The sequence below is a fragment of the Mycobacterium ahvazicum genome, assembly GCF_900176255.2.
Classification (GTDB): Bacteria; Actinomycetota; Actinomycetes; order Mycobacteriales; family Mycobacteriaceae; genus Mycobacterium; species Mycobacterium ahvazicum.
This window is the reverse complement of record NZ_FXEG02000006.1, coordinates 160,380-176,018: the sequence shown is the minus strand read 5'-3', so window position 1 is coordinate 176,018 and position 15,639 is coordinate 160,380. Positions and strand designations below refer to the sequence as shown.

The window sequence follows — 15,639 nt, the reverse complement described above, 5'->3', positions numbered from 1 at the left end:
CGCCTATCCCTTCGCCGAATACTTGCCGACGAGCTGCTGCTTGTACAACTTACCGGCATCGGTCCGGGGCAGCTGCGCCTCGAACGAGAGAGACCGCGGACACTTGTAATGCGCCAACCGGTTTCGCAGCCACTCCAATAACTCTGCCGCGAAGCCGTCGTTGGCATCAGCCGGATCTACCGTCTGCACCACGCCTTTGACAGCCTGACCCATCTCGTCATCCGGAATACCGAAGACTGCCGCGTCGAGCACCTTGGGATGGGTGATCAGCAGGTCTTCGGCTTCTTGCGGGTAGATGTTCACCCCACCCGAAATGATCATGTGATGACGGCGATCAGTGAGATAGAGGTAGCCGTCCACGTCGAGATAGCCGATGTCACCGACGGTCACCCAGCCGTGCGCGTCGTGGGCCGCCGCCGTCTTCGCATCGTCTTTGAGGTACTGGAACGAATGCCCTCCCTCGTAATAGATCTCGCCGGGCACACCAGGCGGTAGCTCATGGCCGCTCTCGTCGAGGATGTGTGGGACCCCAACTAAGGGTCGGCCGACCGAGCCGGGGTGGGTCAGCCAGTCCTCGGCGCGGATGAACGAGGCTCCCACCGCCTCCGAAGCGGCGTAGTACTCGTCGATGATCGGCCCCCACCACGCGATCATCTGTTTCTTGATGTCCACCGGGCATGGCGCGGCCGCAGGCACCACCCGCAGCAGGTTGGAAACGTCGTAGGACATGCGCACCGCTTCAGGCAGTTTGAGCATCCGCACGAACATCGCCGGGACGAATTGGCCATGAGTGATGCCGTAGCGCTGGATGCACTCGAGCGCATGTTCCGGGTCGAACTTCTCCATCACGATGGTGGTGCCCTCCCGGCACCACCATCGACCAGAACGACGGCGCGGTGTGATAAAGCGGCGCCGGGCTCAGATACACCGACTCGCTGGTGATTCGGACGGCATTCATCAACGGCATCAGGATGTTGGGTGCTTCGCTTGGTGGTAGATGCGGAAGCTCACGGCGGATCCCCTTGGGTCTGCCAGTGGTTCCCGACGAGTACTGCAGCAGATCGCCTTCGCTTTCGTAGGGGATCGGCGTCTCGGGTTGGTCGGCAACACATTCCGGGTAGCGGTACCATCCGTCCAGATCGTCGTCGGCGATCAGCAGCAGCTCAGGTAACCCCCTGGGGGAATGCTCGGCAAGGCCTTCGCAGACGTCGCGAGTCGCGCGTGACCCGATCAGCGCCTTTGCTGAACTGTTGTCGACGATGTAGGCGGCCTCGGCGGCCGTCAGGTGAGTGTTGATCAACGTGTAGTACAGACCGCTTCGGCGCGCCGCCCACATCACGGCATGGACGTGTTCATTGTTCTCGAGTAATGCCGCAACCGTGTCGCCCTCGCGAAGTCCGGCTGCATACCAGAAGTGAGCCAGACGATTGGCACGCTTCTCCAGCTCGGCAAAGTCGATCACCGTGCCGGTCCGAGCGAGTACCAGGGCAGGTTTACCGGATGAGATGTGATCGCGGATCTCCACGATTTCACCTTAGAGTCTTCCGTGGTAAAGAAGGCGAAACTCGATACTTTGTAAGGGATCTACCGAATTTTTCGTCATAGGTGTCAAAAAATGCACTAGGGTGCAGGGATGGCTCCGACACCATGGGACCCCGAGACCACGGCCGTTGTCTGTGTGGAATGCCAGAACGGTGTGCTGGGCCCCGAGTCCGTCTTGCCCGCTTTGGCCGCCGACAGCTCTGAACTCGTCTCCAGTGTGCGCCGACTTCTCGATTCCGCCCGCCAGTTCGGCGCGCGGGTTGTGCACGCGACCTATGAGGGCAACCTCGGCGGCCGGCCGACCGGAACAGCGCGCATCTGGCGGGCCCTGGGCCCCGCAACCGCTCACTGGGCACCCGGAACCGCCTCCACTACAGTGCTTCCCGAGCTACTGGCACCCACCGATCTGGTGTTACCGCGCCACCACGGCCTTTTCCCAACGCTCGATTCCGAACTACTGCCCGTGCTCAAAGGCTTCGGCGTGGGCACCATCGTCCTTGCCGGCGTTTCGCTGAACCTGGCGATCACCCACACTGCCGGGCATGTTACGCAGGCGGGTTTCGAACTCGTCGTCCCGCGCGACGCCGTCGGCGGCACCCCCAAGGACTATGCAGAACAGGTGCTGGACAACACTATTGCCGTGCTCGGTCGGCTGACCACAATCGATAAGCTCATCGACGAATGGACATCGGTCAGGTCTGACCGTTGACCGTTCGCCACAGCATCTCGGTGGCCGCCATGAGCACCGCTTGGCGCGTCGTCGACGGGACCTCGTTGTGGCGAACCATCAGCCATGACCGTTCGAGCATCGCCATAATCACCAGCCCGGTAGCCACGGGGTCAAGGTCGGGCGGTGTCGGCGCCATCTTTGCGATGCCCTCACCGAGCGCGGCGGCGGTTCGGCGGTGCGAGCGGGCGACCGCGGCGCGGAATTTGCGATCGGGAGGCATGTCCTCGGTGGAGCGGATGACGAACGCACCGTTGCGGTCGAGGTAGTCGAAGTAGCCGGCAACCCAGGCCTCGACGTCCTTTCGGCTGGGCGGGCTTTCCTGCTCCATGAAAGCCTCGACAACCGCCAGCGCTTCGCGGTAGGTGTCGGTGCCGAGCTCGATGAAAAGCTCGGTCTTGTCGGAGAAGTAGTAGTAGAAGTTCGCCCGGGTGACCGGCGCGAGGTCAGTGATGTCCTTGATGGTGACGCCCGAAAAACCCTTGCGCGCAAACGCGGTCCGCGCAGCGTCCAGGATTGACTCTCGGGTGCGGTCGGACTTGCGTGTTACCCGCGGGGGCGAGCCCTCAGACACCATGCGCGACCGGCTCGGCGGCGGCCTCCGGTTCGGGATAAAACCCGCTCGCCCACCGACGCAGCGCGCGAAAGCCTGCGGCCTCCGAGGTCGCCAGACCCGGCGGTTCGAGGTACTTCTGGTGCTCCCAGATCCGGATGTCGTCGGGCAGGGCGAGTTTCGCTGCGGCCAGACGCGCCTCAAAATCATCCGGGCCTTCTGACGGTTCCTCGCTGATCCAGTAGCCGGCGAAGATGTCGGATCTGGTGTCGTCCACCGGTGTCGCGCAGATGGAGATGACTCGGATTCCGTCGCGGACGTGTTCGCCGTTGTAGCTGAGCCCGATTCCTGACCAATAGATTTCGATCGTGTTCATCGTGTCGCCGGTGCGGTCCAGGCCGTCGCTCCACCTCCGGCCAAAGCCGACCTTGGCCGACCAGGTCGAGCTATCGGTGCTTTCACGCAGTACCACGGGACTGATCGGGGTGCGATGGACGAATTGGAAGTGGTGGGGATCGACGGCGTTCTCGGCGATCACCTGGGGATGCACCTTTACCCGCTCATGCCGCGTCCGGCAATCGGCGCCAAAGGGGTGGAACCGCCGCGAGCGGACATGGTCTCCGAGCACCGCGAAAGCGTCCGGCGCAACCCATAGCGGCTCCCGGCCTGCGCTGTCATGCCAGATCAAGATCGAGTCGTTGAGCTCCGCGACCGGGTAGGAACGTACTCGTCGGGCCTTATTCGGCCGATCCTGGTACGGGATGTGGACATTGCGTCCGGCGCCGTTCCACACCCAGCCGTGAAACGGGCACTGGATGCCTTCTTCGACGACGCACCCCCCGTGGGCCAGGCTCGCGCCAAGATGTTGGCAGTGCGCGTCAAGCACCTTCACCACCCCGTCCAGCTGCCGGAAGGCGACCAGGTCTCGGCCGAAGTAGTGCAGTGGGACGACCTCGGCGACGGCGATGTCGGCGCTCCAGGCCACCTGGAACCAACCGGTGGGCAGCATGCTCGGCAGGGTTTGCATTGTCCGAACGCCCTTTCCACGCGGGACACCTGAACAGATTTATTTCGAGGCTACTCATTTTTGACACTTTTGTCTAAACGAGCGTGCCGGTCGGCGAATTTTCCCGCGGCGACCAATCAGGACGTACAATTACTAGTCTTACTAGGTTAATGATGTGCTGTGGATGGATGTGAGGATGCATGGACTGGGGTCTGCCTTGGCCGGGGCCTGCGCTGGCAACACAAGCGGAGACCGCCGGCGCGCAGGCGTTTTGTGCCGGTGAGTTCGCCGACCTCAACGCGTACATCACAGCGACCGAGATGGCCCTCGGCACTTCGCAGGCCTACATTGGCCCGGGAATCGCATATGCATTCGCCCGGTCCCCCTTCGTGCATGCCGCGGCCGTGCGGCAGCTCTGGACACTCGCGCCGGGCAGGATCTTCTTGGGACTTGGATCGGGCACCTCGCGAATGAACAAAGACTGGTTCGGTGTCGACGCCACCCACCCCGCACCTAGGATGGCCGAATTGATCGAGGCGATCAGGGCGTTCCTGAACGCCGAGAACGGCGAACGCGTTCGATACGAGGGCCGGTTCTACACGATCGACGCCGACATCCGGGCACCCGTGCTCGGCCGGTTGGACGTGCCCATTTTGATCGGCGCCTTCAACAAGATCATGTTGCAGACAGTAGGTCGCAGCGCCGACGGTGTGCTGGGGCACGGCCTGTTCACCGATCGCTGGTGGACCGAACTCGTCGAGCCCGAACTGGCCCGCGGCGCCGAATCAAGTGGGCGTGACGCGGCCGAGCTACGCCGCTGGGGCTGGCTGATCACCGCGATCGACAACGACGACCCGGCCCGGGCCATCCGGGACGCGCGGCTGCAGATCGCCTTCTACGTCACCGTGAAGACCTACGACTCACTCGTCGAACTGCACGGCTGGACGGACGAGGTCGCCCGGATCCGATCGGCCTTCCGCAGCGGCCATCCGGAGACGATGGCCGACCACGTCCCCGACGATATGCTGTGGTCGATCGCGATCTGCGGCGACGACACGCAGGCACGCGAAATGCTGGCGACTCGCAAACGACTGCCCGACTTAGCATTCGCATCACCGCCAAGCTTTCTGGTCGGACGCCAACGACGTGCCGGCTATGGTGCGGCCGCGACGCGCGTTCTTTCGCAACTGCATTGACGCCGGCCACGAATGCACCGGATGCGCGCCTTGCATGGTGTACTGAGTACTACATGTCGAGTTCAGGAGGTCGCGATGGCCAAGCGGGAACCGCTCGCGCCGATGACCACGTCACAACATAACGGCGCGGTGCGGTCGCCGAAGACGGCCGAGATCGTGGCGGACACGTTGCGGCGGATGATCGTCGAGGGACAGCTCAAAGACGGCGACTTCCTCCCCTACGAGGCCGAACTCATGGATCACTTTCAGGTCAGCCGGCCGTCACTGCGAGAAGCGGTGCGAGTCTTGGAGTCCGACCGCCTCGTGGAGGTGCGGCGCGGCTCACGCACCGGCGCCCGGGTTCGCGTCCCGGGCCCCGAAATCGTCGCGCGGCCGGCGGGCTTCCTGCTCGAGATGGCGGGAACGACGCTCGCCGACGTGATGACGGCACGGATGGGCATTGAACCGTATGCGGCCCGGCTGCTCGCAGAGGACGGCACCGCTGCGGCCCACCGCGAGTTACGCGAACTCATCGAGAAGGTTCCCGCTGCGTGGGAGACGGGCAAGCTGGGCGCGGCGTCCACCGCATTGCACCGCCGCCTGGTCGAATTGTCGGGCAACGCGACACTGACCGTGATCGTCGGCATGCTGCACGAAATCTTCGAAAGGCATATGACCGCCGCATTTCTCAGCGTTGAGAACGTCGTGCCCAAGGCTCAGTACACCAAGCTGATGCGGTCCTACACCCGACTCGCCGACTTGGTGGCCGCCCGGGACGGCGCCGAGGCCGAGGCGCATTGGCGGCGACACATGGAGAACGCCAGCGCTGAGCTGCTCAAGGGCTACGAGAAGACGAAGGTCCGAGACATCATGCATTGAGTGGGCCCCGTGCCCACCCTCACTTGAAGGACATCTGATGCGTAAACCGCTCACCGGAGTTCGCGTGCTGGAGGTCGCCCAGTTCACCTTTGTTCCCTCGGCAGGCGCGGTGCTCACCGACTAGGGCGCCGATGGGGTGAAGATCGAGCATCCTGTCACCGGCGACGCGCAGCGCGGCTTGGTCAAAGTGTTGGGCGCCGCGGCAACCGTACCCGGATCGTCGTTCGCACCGATCATGGAGGCGCCCAACCGCGGAAAGCGCAGTGTTGGGCTGGCCCTCGACAATTCGGAGGCGCGTCCCCTGCTCGACGAACTGATTCGGCGAAGCGACGTATTCCTGACGAACTACCTGCCGTCGACGCGGAAGAAGCTGTCGATCGACGTCGACGACGTCCGCCGAATCAACCCCGCCATCATCTATCTCGTCGGCAGCGGCTTCGGACTGAAAAGGCCCGACCGGGATGCCGGGGCCTTGTGAATGTTGCAGCCGACGCGGTACTGGCCGGAGTTCTGCCGGCTGATGGATCTGCACGATGTCGCTGAAGATCCCCGGTTCACAACGCTCGAGGCGATGACCGAACACAGCGAAACCGCTCAACAAATCGTTGCGGACGCCGATCGGCAACTTGAGTTTCGCTGAATGCCAAGCCTTGCTACGCAGGGGCAGAGGGCAGTGGGCCCCCGGTGCAGGACGCCTGGGAAATCGCCAATGACGAAGCACTGACCGCCAACGGTCGCATCGCCGAAATCGTCGATGCCGAAGGTCATTCGCAGAAGCTGGTCGCCAGCCCGGTGCAGTTCGACGACGATCCAGCCAGCCTGACCAGAGCGCCGCAATTCGCGGAGCACACCGACGCAGTACTGCGCGAACTGGGCATTGACGACGACCGCCTTATTGAACTCAAGATTGCCGGCGCGATCACGTAATCGCAGCGCTGTCAACGCCGTTGATTCGGTCACTATCGCTGCTCAGCGAAGTAACCCTCCTGGGTTGCGCTGCACACCAACTCACCCGACCGGTTGTACAGGGTCCCGGTCGCCAAACCGCGGCGGCCCACAATGCTCGGCGAGAACTGGTCGAAGAGCAGCCAGTCAGTAAAGTCGGCAGCACGGTGAAACCAGATGGTGTGGTCGACTAGCGCCGAGAGTCGAGGCCCCATCGGTGTGGTGCGCATCGTCGTCATCACGCACTCGAGCAGTGTGAGCGCGCTGAGATAGGCCGCCACGCAACTGTTGACCAACGGATCGTCGGTGACCTCGCCGTTCGCACGAAGCCAGATCCGAAGCCGCGGCGGCGGCGGGTGGGTGAGGTCAAGGGCGACCCGCGGAGGTGCGTCGAGGTACCGCATGGTGAAGGGACTTTGCTGCGGCCACCAGTCACCGAATTCCTCGGCGTAGGGCGTCAATAGATCGTCGAGTCCATGGACCGCGTCCGGCCCCGCCACGTCCGGCATTCGTTGTTGCCAGTCGACGTCGTCGGCCATGATTGTGAACGAGGCGAGCGCCTCGAAGAGGACGACTCCCGACTGGCTCGCGGTCACTCGACGTGAGGAGATGGTGCCGCCGTCACGTAGCGGGGTCACATCAAACTGGATCGGCTGCCTTGCGTCACCTCGCCGCAGAAAGTACATGTGCATACTGTGCGCCGGTCGCCCGAGTGTCGTCCGGCTGGCCGCCATCAACGCCTGTGCGGCGACCTGGCTTCCGATGATGTGGTGGTTGGGAGTGTCGGGTTGAGTGCCCACGAACGCTGTGTCATCGATCTGTTGCAGGTCCAGCAGACGAAGCACGTCTTCGAGCGTCGAGATCATGTAGGCATGCTAAGCACGCCGCCGCCCGCCGCTCCGGAGGCACCGCACTTATCGATCCGCCGCAGCTCAAACCCACTGTTATGCAGTGTCATCCGTCGACCATGTCACGGTGGATGACCCAGTCAGACCCGCAGGAGACATCTGCCTGGGCCCATACCGGCCTCAAACTGGGTCGAATGACGAAATCAGCCACCGGTTTCCGATCTTGTCCATCGTCACCCGGACGGTCGATGAGGTGTCCGTGGGCGCGTCGTTGCCGACGGCCACAGTCTGGTCTACATACACCAGAGCGACCGCGTGGTTTGGTGTCGCCGACACTGAGGCGGCGGCGGGAACGGTGGCAATCGCCGAGATGTGGTCTTTCTTGGCACCCGGTATCACCACGTCCTGGACCAATTGTGTGTAGGAGTCTTTGAACTTTCCGGTCAGCCGGTCGCGGGCGGCCCCCAGGTCCTTTTCGACGCTGTCGGGCTGGTAGGACAGTAGCGCAACGGTGGATTCCTTTGCCGCTGCAACGGACTCGATGCCAGCGGCCCCAGAGTTACGGACCCATGCATCCTGCCACTTTAAGAAGCCGGCCGCCGCTGCGATCAGCAATGCCAACACGGGCAGCACCCCGAATACCAATACTCGGGACCATTTAACTCTGCGCTTACGTACTGGGAGCTCAACGTCTTTCGCGTCTTCGGCTTCAGTATCCTCATCCTTGACCGACGCTTCCCCTGACTGAGGAAGGTCTTCTGTTTCGCCCGAGTCGTGGGTCTCATCGAGCCCCTGAGGTTCGCTTGTTACGCTTGCGGCCTGGTCGGTGGTCTCGCCGGCGGCAATCGCTTCGTCTTGCTCGGTGGCGGAATCAATTTCGACCGGCACAGCGGTGGTTCCCCTTCTGGCTCGTAGGCTTAGCACTCGATGCTTGCCGACCTGCAAATTCCTCATGGCACGAATGAGACGTTGGAGACTTTCGCATCGCTTCCAACTTTTTGCACGGTGATTCGCATTCGCCAATGCCGCGGATCCTGATCGGCGGCACCGAGGTTCGATGTTCTAACGGACACGGCAACCAGCACTTGCGCTTCGCTGCCCGATTGCGACTCCAAACCCGACTCGGTGATTGTTCCTACCGACTTCGATTGCGCTTTCTTGACGACCTCGATGAAGGGTTTCGATCGATTGGAAAAATCGTCGTAGAAAGTGCCTGTCGCCGAGTCCAGGATGCGCTTTATGTCGCCGTCGGCGTGCTGCCAATCGATTGTGGTCAGGTTCAGCGCCCCTTGTCTTGCAACCTGAACCAATAGCGCACGTTGTTCTTGGGCCTGGTGCGACTGATACAGCCGAAACCCGAACCAACCGGCCAAACCCCCCAAAGAAGCAACTGTGACCAACCCCCATATGGCGGCCAGCCTTAACGGCGACGCCCGCTCCTTTTCCGGTGCAGCGTCTTCCGGGGCGTCGGCGACTCCGTCATCAACCGCGGCGTCGTAGTCGTCGGCCTCGTCGGTCAGACCCTCCGCCGCCTCCACCGAGGGAGGCGCCGACTCGGCGCTCGTCTCGTTCGAGGTGGCCCGGTCAGGCACATCCGATGAACCCTCGTCGGTGTGGACGGATGCGGGGGTTGTCCCTGCCTGGCCCGTTTCGCTCAGTTCCTCTTGGGAGGTATCAGCATGCTCTGCCATGTTTTCTCCTTGGTAGCCCCATGGGCCAGATCAGTCTGGCTGTACATGTGCCCGTCTGGCCCAACGTACATGCCGGTGGCTGGGTCGTATTGGACGGCCGCGATCGGCGGTGGCGCCGGACCGGGCGGCGACGGTGGCGGGGCCTGCCCGGGCGGCTCGTCTCCCGGCCGAAGCTGGGGGACAGCTTGACCGGTGTACGTCGCGTTGGGATCGCCCTTCCAAATGAAGCCGTCGTTCAGGGGAACGTACGTCTCGTCGCTTTCGCACAGCTTCACGGTCGGGGCGCGCTTGCCTGGACGCGTCTCGCACGGCAGATTGCGCGCACCGCGCACGTCGAGCAGCGAGTCCTGCGGTACCCGGCAATATAGGTCGCCTTTGGGCGGATCCGGGTAGTCCTCGTAGCTGGCGGCCCGCTGCTGCTGGGGCGGCAGGAACCCGGTGGTGCACGGCGGCGGCCAGTTGAGATTCAGATTGAAGCTGAGGTAGCCACCCAGGTAAGGCTGTTTGGTGTTCCTATTGGGAACCCCGGTCGCTTGGACGTCGGCCGCCCCCTGCGGCAGCTCCACCAGGACAGCTTCCAGGTCGTCCCGATAGGTGACCCCCACCTGCCCGATACTCACCAGATTGGCCAGCACGATCGGCAACGTGGGGTTCAACCGGTCGAACAGCTGCCGGGCCTCGGCGGCCGCTGGGCCGCCCTTGTGAAGCACGCCCCTGACCGCGGAGTCGTTGTCTCGAAGCTGCGACGTGATGGTCGCCAGGTGGGCGGCCCAGGCGTGCACGGCGTCCGATGACTGAATTTGGCTGTCCAGCAGTGGCTTTGACCCGTCAATCAAGGTCACGAGTGCGTCGAGGTTCTTGCGGCTGTCGATCGCGAGCTTCGAGGTGCCATTCACCAGCCGGGAAAGCTCGGGGCCGAGCCCGCCCACCGCCGCATAGGATTCGTCGACCACCGTTTTGAGGTTGTCGCGCGGGATCACGCTCAGCCCGCGATTGGTCGCCTGCAGCAGCGAGTTGAGGTTCGGCGGAACATACGTGCGGTCCACAGGGATCACGTCGCCGTTTTTCAGCGACGGGCCGTTCCCGGTGCGTGGCAGCAGTTCGACATATTGCTCGCCGACTGCGGACACGCTGTGCACCTGGGCGCTGAGGTCGGCTGGGATGTGGACATCCGAGTCCAACTGGAGCTCCGCCTCGGCGCCGCTACTGGTTAGGCGCACGTCGCGCACCCGGCCCACTTCGACGCCTCGGTAGGTGACGTTGCCGCCCGGATATAGGCCGCCAGCCTCGGGCAGCTGCACCGTCACGGTGTAGCGGTCGACCCCAAAGAACGTCGTCGGGATCTGCATGTAGTTGAAAAACATGATGGTGCCCGCGGTCAGGCTGACCACCGCGAAAACGATCAGCTGGATTTTGATTCGCCTAGTGAGCACGATGTCAGCGCCCCTGGTCGAAGTGGTAGGGAACAACCAGTGGGTTCCCGGGATTGTATGGGCCGCCACCAGTACAGGGGCTGGGCATCTGGCCGATGGTGCGGCCCCACTGCAGTTCCAGCTCGGTCAGATTGCACTCGAACCGGGTACCGGTGAAAAAGGACGCGTCCAGCCGGCTCAGCGTCAGGTCGATGACGGCTGTCAGGTTGGCATAGTCGCCGCGCATCCATTTGCTGAGTGTGCTCGTGGGGAACGGGAAGGTCCCGTAGAAGTCCAGCGCACGGGTCAGCGCCGGCCCGGCATCGGCCAGTGACTGCAGCACCGGGCCGAGATCCCTCAGCTCCTTGACCAGGTTTTCCTTGGTCTTGTTGACTGAGTCAGCGGCAAGTGCGCCGAATCTGCTGACGTCACCGAGCGCATCGGCGAGGGCGGTCCGCTCGTCTTTCAGCACGGTCAATGCGCCCGGTATGGTCTTCAACGCTTTGTCGATCACCGGCTTCTGGTCGGCGAATTGACCAGTTAGGTTGTTCAAGCTTTCCGTTGCGGCGATGATGTCGTCTTTTTGGTCGTTGAGGTACCCGACGAACTTATCGAGTTGCCCGAGCAGGCTCCTCAGGTCCGCCTCGCGGCCGGTGAAAGCAGTGCTTAAAGACTTGGTGATGTCCTGGATCTGCCCTAGGCCGCCGCCGTTGAGCACCAACGAAACCGCGGCCAATGTCCTTTCGGTTGATGGATAGGTGCCCGCTGACGACATCGGAATCATTGACCCGTTTTTGAGCTTGCCTTGAGGCGGGACCCCAGCGGGTGGCGCCAATTCGACGTGCACCGAACCCAGCAGGCTGGTCTGCCCGACCGTGGCGGTCGCGTTGGCGGGCAGGTTGACATCACCGTTGATCGTCATGGTGACCAGTGCATGCCAGTTCTGAAGCTCGATGTTCGTCACCTTGCCGACGGTGACATCGTTGACCCGGACTCGGGAATTCCGTTCCAGATTCTGCACGTCGGGCATCTGCGCTTGGACGGTGTACGAACCCGGCCCACCGCCCTGAGTTCCCGGCAACGGAAACGAGTTCGCCCCGCGGAACCCGCAGCCGGAGAGTGCCGCCACCACTAGTGCCGCCGCCAGCCCTACGGCTGCTCGCGACAAGCGCCCTGATCGGATCACTGTCCACCTCCGGACGGCACCATCATCCCGCGCAGGCCATCGGCCGGGTTGGTGGCTACTGGTTGGGCGGGCGCCGGCGGTGCCGCCGGCGATGGTGGCGAGGGTGGGGACCCCGGTGGGGTGTTTGCCGGCGGCACCGCCCCGCGGGGGAACATAATCGGGCCGCAGCCAGTCCTCGCTATAAGTTATTTCGTTGGGGCGCGCGGTGGTTCCGACGAAAAGGTTCTCGGCCAGCGGCGGGAAGTTGTATTGACGGGTCTTGATGATCGGCGCCAGGGACTGCACACAGAGTTTCGCTGACTCTTTGCCACCGCGCCGCGAGGCCGCCTCTACCGCACTGCAGAGGAATTGGATCGGGTTGGCGAATTGGTTCACCGCCAGCGAACCGGTCAACGCGCCCTGGGCGGGCTGATAGATGTTAAGGAAGTTTTGAAAGGCTGTCGGCGCGACATGCAGAACTTGTTTGACGTCGTCGAGGCTCGCGTTGAGCGCCTGTGACACCGACGCCAGCTTGTCGGAGGTGTCACCCAGGGTCTCCCGGTTATCGGCCACAAAGTTTCGGACGTCATCGGCCACCTCGTTGAGATCGCGAACCGCATTTCCGACCTCATTTGGGTCGTTGGTGAACAGGTTGGTCACCGCGGCCAGATTCTGGTTCAGGTGACGCAGCAGGTCGCTGCTGTCATGCAGCGCGGAGACCAGGATCGACAAGTTCTTCACGGTGGAGAACAGGTCGTTGCTGTGGTCGCCGATCGCCGATATCGCCTGTGACAGCTTGATGAGGGTGTCACGGATATCTGGGCCTTGGCCACGCAAGTTGTCGGCGGCGGTGTTGATAAATGCCCCCAAAGTGCTGGTGCCGCCCGGTTCGGCGGGCTGCAGCGTCTGCGTCAGCTTCTCGAGTTGCTGGCGCAAGTCGTCGTATTCCACCGGAACAGCGGTGCGAACCTGCGGGATTACCGCGCCGGTGGCCATCACCGGACCACCCGTATAGGCGGGTGTCAACTGGATGGATCGAGGTGTCACCAGGGACGGTGACAAGATCACGGCCTTGGCGTCGGCGGGCACCTTGTATTTGCCGTGGTACCAGAAGGTGATCTTGACACGGCTGGGCTGTGGTTCGATCTTCTCGATCTTGCCGACGCGGACGCCGAGAATAACGACGTCATCCCCGTTGTAGAGCCCGGTGCTATCCGCGAAGTAGCCGGTGACAGTGGTGCGGCCAATACCGCTGACCGACCTTACCGCCGTCACGATGCCGCCGATCAGCAACAGGACCAGCGCGAAGGCCAAGCCGATCTTGGCGTTGCGTGAATTCACTGTCCACCGCCCTGAACCGGCTGCGGATTCGGAGGCGCGGGCGGTCCTGGCGGCGGGCCGCCGGGTGGTGGTGCCGGTGGTGGCTCCCGGTACGGGTAGCAGCCGGGACCGGGCAATGCCGCACCGGGCAGACCACACGGATGGTCACTGGGGTTACCCGTGATGGCGTCCGGGATGGTCATGCGCGGTTCCCCGCCCTGGCCGGTCCGCGGGAAGGGTACCGGCAGCGGCGGTGTTCCCGGCTGGCCGACCTCCGGGTCGGCGCGCTGCGTGGGCAGCAGCACGTTCGGATCCAGGCCCAGGTCGGAGAAGGCCGCGTCGATGAACGGTTGGACGAACTGCCCGGGCAACAGGTTAGCGACGTAAGCCTTGTAGAACGGGGCGGCCGACACCGTTTCGCCAAGCCTCAACGAAAAGCTGTTCAGCCCCGTGAGCGCCTTCTGCACGCGTTCTTTGCGGTTGTCGACGATTCCTAATACCTGGTTGAGCCTGTCCAGCGCCGGCTTGAGGGTGTCGCGGTTCTCGGCGATGAAACCCTTTACCTGGCGGGCCACCGCGGAGAGATTGCTGGAGATCTGGTCCAGTGCGCTGCTCTGGCTTTTCAGTTGCGCCAAAAGGGCGTTGGTGTTGGCGACCAGGTTGACGACTTCGTCGCTGCGTTCGGCGAGCACCTTCGTCGCTTTGTTGGCGTTACTCAACAGGTTTCGCAGCTGGGCGTCGCGTTGGTCCAGTGTCTGGGAGAACCTCGCCAGCCCCTGCACCGCCGCCTTCAGGTCGGGTGGGGTATCGGCGAAGGTGTCGGACAGCACGGCCAGCGAGTTGGATAGTTGGTCGGTATTCAACCCGCTGATGGTTGTCGTGAGATCGCCCAGCGCGTCAGGCAATTGATAGGCCGGCCTGGTCCGGTCGAGCGGTATGGGACCGGTCAGTTTTCCGTCTCCGCGTGGAGTGACCTCGAGGACCTTGCTGCCGAGTAAGGTCTTCAATTTAATTGCTGCCTCGGTGCGATCACCGAGCCGCACGTCGCCGGCGACATGGAACTTAACCAGCACCCGCGGTCCGTCCAGCTCGACGCTCGAGACTTGACCTACCCGGAAACCCGACACCTGAACAGCGTTGCCGGGCGCCAGGCCGCCGGCCTCGGCGAAATACGCCGAGTAGGTCTTGCCTGTGTTGAAGAACGGCAGCTTGTCGTAGTTCAGCGATATCAGCATGAGAGCAAAGGTGATGCCGAGTCCGATGGCGCCAATGCGGAGCGGGTTACGTTCGGAAAAGGATTTCATCGCGGCGTGCACCTCCCGGTGGACTGGCCGACGACCTTGATATACACCGGTTGGCCCCCTTTGCCGTTGACCTTCAGCACGACATCGCACAGATAGAAGCTGAACCAGTCACCAGTTAGGCCCTGTCGATTGAGGATTTTGAATGCATCGGGCCAGGCGTTGAGATAGTTGTCGAAGAAATCGCGATCGGCGAGCACGGTTTCGGCGGTCCGATTCGTCTCAGCCACAACCTTTTTCAGCGGCGGGCGGGCCTGCGACAACAGATCGGCGATCGACCCTGCAGCCGCGTTGGCGTATGCCACCCCGTTGCTGATGTCCTGCTTGCGGGCCTCGAGGCCTGCGACCAGTTCAGATAGTGAGTCGACCGCCTTGGCGAACTGCTTGCTCTGCCCGCTGAGCGAACCGAGCAGGGAGTTCAAGTTGGTGACGACTTGACCGATCAGTTGATCCCGGTCGGCCAGCGTGTTTGTGAGGGCCGCAGCCTGGGTGAGAAATGAACCAATCGTGCCGCCCTGACCCTGAAAGGCCGCGATCAGTTGGCCGGTCAGCTTGTTCACTTGGTCAGGGTCGAGCGCGCGGAACAGCGGCCGGAAACCACCGATCAGCGCGTCGAGGTCCAGCGCCGGCTCGGTGCGGCTCAGTGGAATGGTTCCTCCCGGATGAAGTCTGTTTACTCCCCCGGCGCCCTCCTCAAGTGCCACGTATCTGCCCCCGATGAGGTCCGCGAAGCGGATGGCGGCCCTGGCGCCCTCGGTGAGGATTACCGAGTTAGCGGCGGAGAACTCCACGACCACGGTCGAATCGGGCTGGATGGTGATGTTTTTGACCTTGCCGACCTCGACGCCGGCGACGCGGACGAAATTCCCACCTTCTAGCCCGGACACGTTCGCGAAAACGGCCCGATAGCTCTGTTCCGACTGAAAGCGCAATTGGCCGAAGACGGCGACCAGCGCAAACGCGCCGACCAGGCACACGACCAAGTAGATGGCGAGGCGCCACGTGACGCCTACCAAATTCTCTCGCATATCTGCCTTCCTCTAATGGCTTCTCTTGCCTCTCGCCTTCGGCCGTC

General features: G+C 63.1%; 12 protein-coding genes and 3 pseudogenes. 4 read left to right on the top strand and 11 right to left on the bottom strand.

Going from position 1 to position 15,639, the window contains the following annotated elements; translation table 11 throughout:
- Positions 1-3: 3 nt before the first annotated feature.
- Positions 4-1,525: pseudogene (gene fadD4 / locus MAAFP003_RS27920) on the bottom strand (fatty-acid--CoA ligase FadD4).
- A 108-nt stretch (positions 1,526-1,633) separates the two neighbouring features.
- On the opposite strand from fadD4, the gene MAAFP003_RS27915 reads away from it, so the two are divergent.
- Complete coding sequence (locus tag MAAFP003_RS27915) at positions 1,634-2,251, top strand: isochorismatase family protein (RefSeq protein WP_036473669.1); 618 nt, start codon at positions 1,634-1,636, stop codon at positions 2,249-2,251.
- On the opposite strand, the gene MAAFP003_RS27910 is transcribed toward MAAFP003_RS27915, so the two are convergent.
- Together MAAFP003_RS27910 and MAAFP003_RS27905 are read right to left on the bottom strand one after the other, a co-directional pair.
- Positions 2,235-2,846: a TetR/AcrR family transcriptional regulator gene (locus MAAFP003_RS27910; protein WP_036473667.1), complete on the bottom strand. Its 612-nt coding sequence runs from the start codon at positions 2,844-2,846 to the stop codon at positions 2,235-2,237. The two genes, MAAFP003_RS27915 and MAAFP003_RS27910, sit on opposite strands and share 17 nt — an antisense overlap.
- The gene (locus MAAFP003_RS27905) at positions 2,836-3,849 is read right to left on the bottom strand and encodes a Rieske 2Fe-2S domain-containing protein (protein ID WP_036473666.1); all 1,014 of its coding nucleotides are present in this window, start codon (positions 3,847-3,849) and stop codon (positions 2,836-2,838) included. The genes MAAFP003_RS27910 and MAAFP003_RS27905 overlap by 11 nt, the downstream gene beginning before the upstream one ends.
- A gap of 179 nt (positions 3,850-4,028) precedes the next feature.
- Here MAAFP003_RS27905 and MAAFP003_RS27900 point away from each other — a divergent pair, with 179 nt between their 5' ends.
- The 3 genes and pseudogenes from MAAFP003_RS27900 to MAAFP003_RS27890 all read left to right on the top strand — a co-directional run bounded on the left by MAAFP003_RS27900 (position 4,029) and on the right by MAAFP003_RS27890 (position 6,809).
- A complete protein-coding gene (locus tag MAAFP003_RS27900; RefSeq protein WP_036473664.1) occupies positions 4,029-5,024 on the top strand; it encodes an LLM class flavin-dependent oxidoreductase in 996 nt (331 codons plus the stop codon).
- 75 nt (positions 5,025-5,099) lie between these two features.
- The gene (locus tag MAAFP003_RS27895; RefSeq protein WP_023862278.1) at positions 5,100-5,882 is read left to right on the top strand and encodes a FadR/GntR family transcriptional regulator; all 783 of its coding nucleotides are present in this window, start codon (positions 5,100-5,102) and stop codon (positions 5,880-5,882) included.
- Between the two features lie 37 nt (positions 5,883-5,919).
- A pseudogene (locus tag MAAFP003_RS27890) lies at positions 5,920-6,809 on the top strand (CoA transferase).
- A gap of 32 nt (positions 6,810-6,841) precedes the next feature.
- Here the strand turns inward: MAAFP003_RS27890 and MAAFP003_RS27885 are convergent.
- The 8 genes and pseudogenes from MAAFP003_RS27885 to MAAFP003_RS27850 form a co-directional block, all read right to left on the bottom strand.
- A complete protein-coding gene (locus MAAFP003_RS27885) occupies positions 6,842-7,693 on the bottom strand; it encodes an acyl-CoA thioesterase (RefSeq protein WP_036473658.1) in 852 nt (283 codons plus the stop codon).
- Positions 7,694-7,855: 162 nt separating this feature from the next.
- Entirely contained in the window at positions 7,856-8,563 is a 708-nt protein-coding gene (locus MAAFP003_RS27880; RefSeq protein WP_036473655.1) for a hypothetical protein, read from the bottom strand.
- Positions 8,564-8,625: 62 nt separating this feature from the next.
- Positions 8,626-9,366 carry a tetratricopeptide repeat protein gene (locus MAAFP003_RS27875; protein WP_036474120.1) on the bottom strand — a complete coding sequence of 247 codons (741 nt, stop codon included), beginning with the start codon at positions 9,364-9,366 and terminating at the stop codon, positions 8,626-8,628.
- A complete protein-coding gene (locus MAAFP003_RS27870) occupies positions 9,330-10,802 on the bottom strand; it encodes an MCE family protein (RefSeq protein ID WP_036474118.1) in 1,473 nt (490 codons plus the stop codon). The genes MAAFP003_RS27875 and MAAFP003_RS27870 overlap by 37 nt, the downstream gene beginning before the upstream one ends.
- A gap of 1 nt (position 10,803) precedes the next feature.
- The gene (locus MAAFP003_RS27865; protein WP_036473653.1) at positions 10,804-11,946 is read right to left on the bottom strand and encodes a virulence factor Mce family protein; all 1,143 of its coding nucleotides are present in this window, start codon (positions 11,944-11,946) and stop codon (positions 10,804-10,806) included.
- Between the two features lie 14 nt (positions 11,947-11,960).
- A pseudogene (locus MAAFP003_RS27860) lies at positions 11,961-13,284 on the bottom strand (virulence factor Mce family protein).
- Positions 13,281-14,567, bottom strand: a complete 1,287-nt coding sequence (locus tag MAAFP003_RS27855) for an MCE family protein (RefSeq protein WP_051641726.1) — start codon at positions 14,565-14,567, stop codon at positions 13,281-13,283. Before MAAFP003_RS27855 ends, MAAFP003_RS27860 begins: the two are co-directional and overlap by 4 nt.
- Positions 14,564-15,592 (bottom strand): MCE family protein, encoded by a 1,029-nt coding sequence (locus MAAFP003_RS27850; RefSeq protein WP_036473651.1) that lies wholly within the window; start codon positions 15,590-15,592, stop codon positions 14,564-14,566. The genes MAAFP003_RS27855 and MAAFP003_RS27850 overlap by 4 nt, the downstream gene beginning before the upstream one ends.
- Between the last annotated feature and the right edge of the window lie 47 nt (positions 15,593-15,639).

What these genes read in the sequence shown, in the direction of transcription:
- MAAFP003_RS27850 (WP_036473651.1), bottom strand. Translation starts at nt 15,592, where the DNA reads ATGCGAGAGAATTTGGTAGGCGTCACGTGGCGCCTCGCCATCTACTTG.
- MAAFP003_RS27900 (WP_036473664.1), top strand. Translation starts at nt 4,029, where the DNA reads ATGGACTGGGGTCTGCCTTGGCCGGGGCCTGCGCTGGCAACACAAGCG.
- MAAFP003_RS27915 (WP_036473669.1), top strand. Translation starts at nt 1,634, where the DNA reads ATGGCTCCGACACCATGGGACCCCGAGACCACGGCCGTTGTCTGTGTG.
- MAAFP003_RS27905 (WP_036473666.1), bottom strand. Translation starts at nt 3,849, where the DNA reads ATGCAAACCCTGCCGAGCATGCTGCCCACCGGTTGGTTCCAGGTGGCC.
- MAAFP003_RS27895 (WP_023862278.1), top strand. Translation starts at nt 5,100, where the DNA reads ATGGCCAAGCGGGAACCGCTCGCGCCGATGACCACGTCACAACATAAC.
- MAAFP003_RS27855 (WP_051641726.1), bottom strand. Translation starts at nt 14,567, where the DNA reads ATGAAATCCTTTTCCGAACGTAACCCGCTCCGCATTGGCGCCATCGGA.
- MAAFP003_RS27885 (WP_036473658.1), bottom strand. Translation starts at nt 7,693, where the DNA reads ATGATCTCGACGCTCGAAGACGTGCTTCGTCTGCTGGACCTGCAACAG.
- MAAFP003_RS27910 (WP_036473667.1), bottom strand. Translation starts at nt 2,846, where the DNA reads ATGGTGTCTGAGGGCTCGCCCCCGCGGGTAACACGCAAGTCCGACCGC.
- MAAFP003_RS27875 (WP_036474120.1), bottom strand. Translation starts at nt 9,366, where the DNA reads ATGGCAGAGCATGCTGATACCTCCCAAGAGGAACTGAGCGAAACGGGC.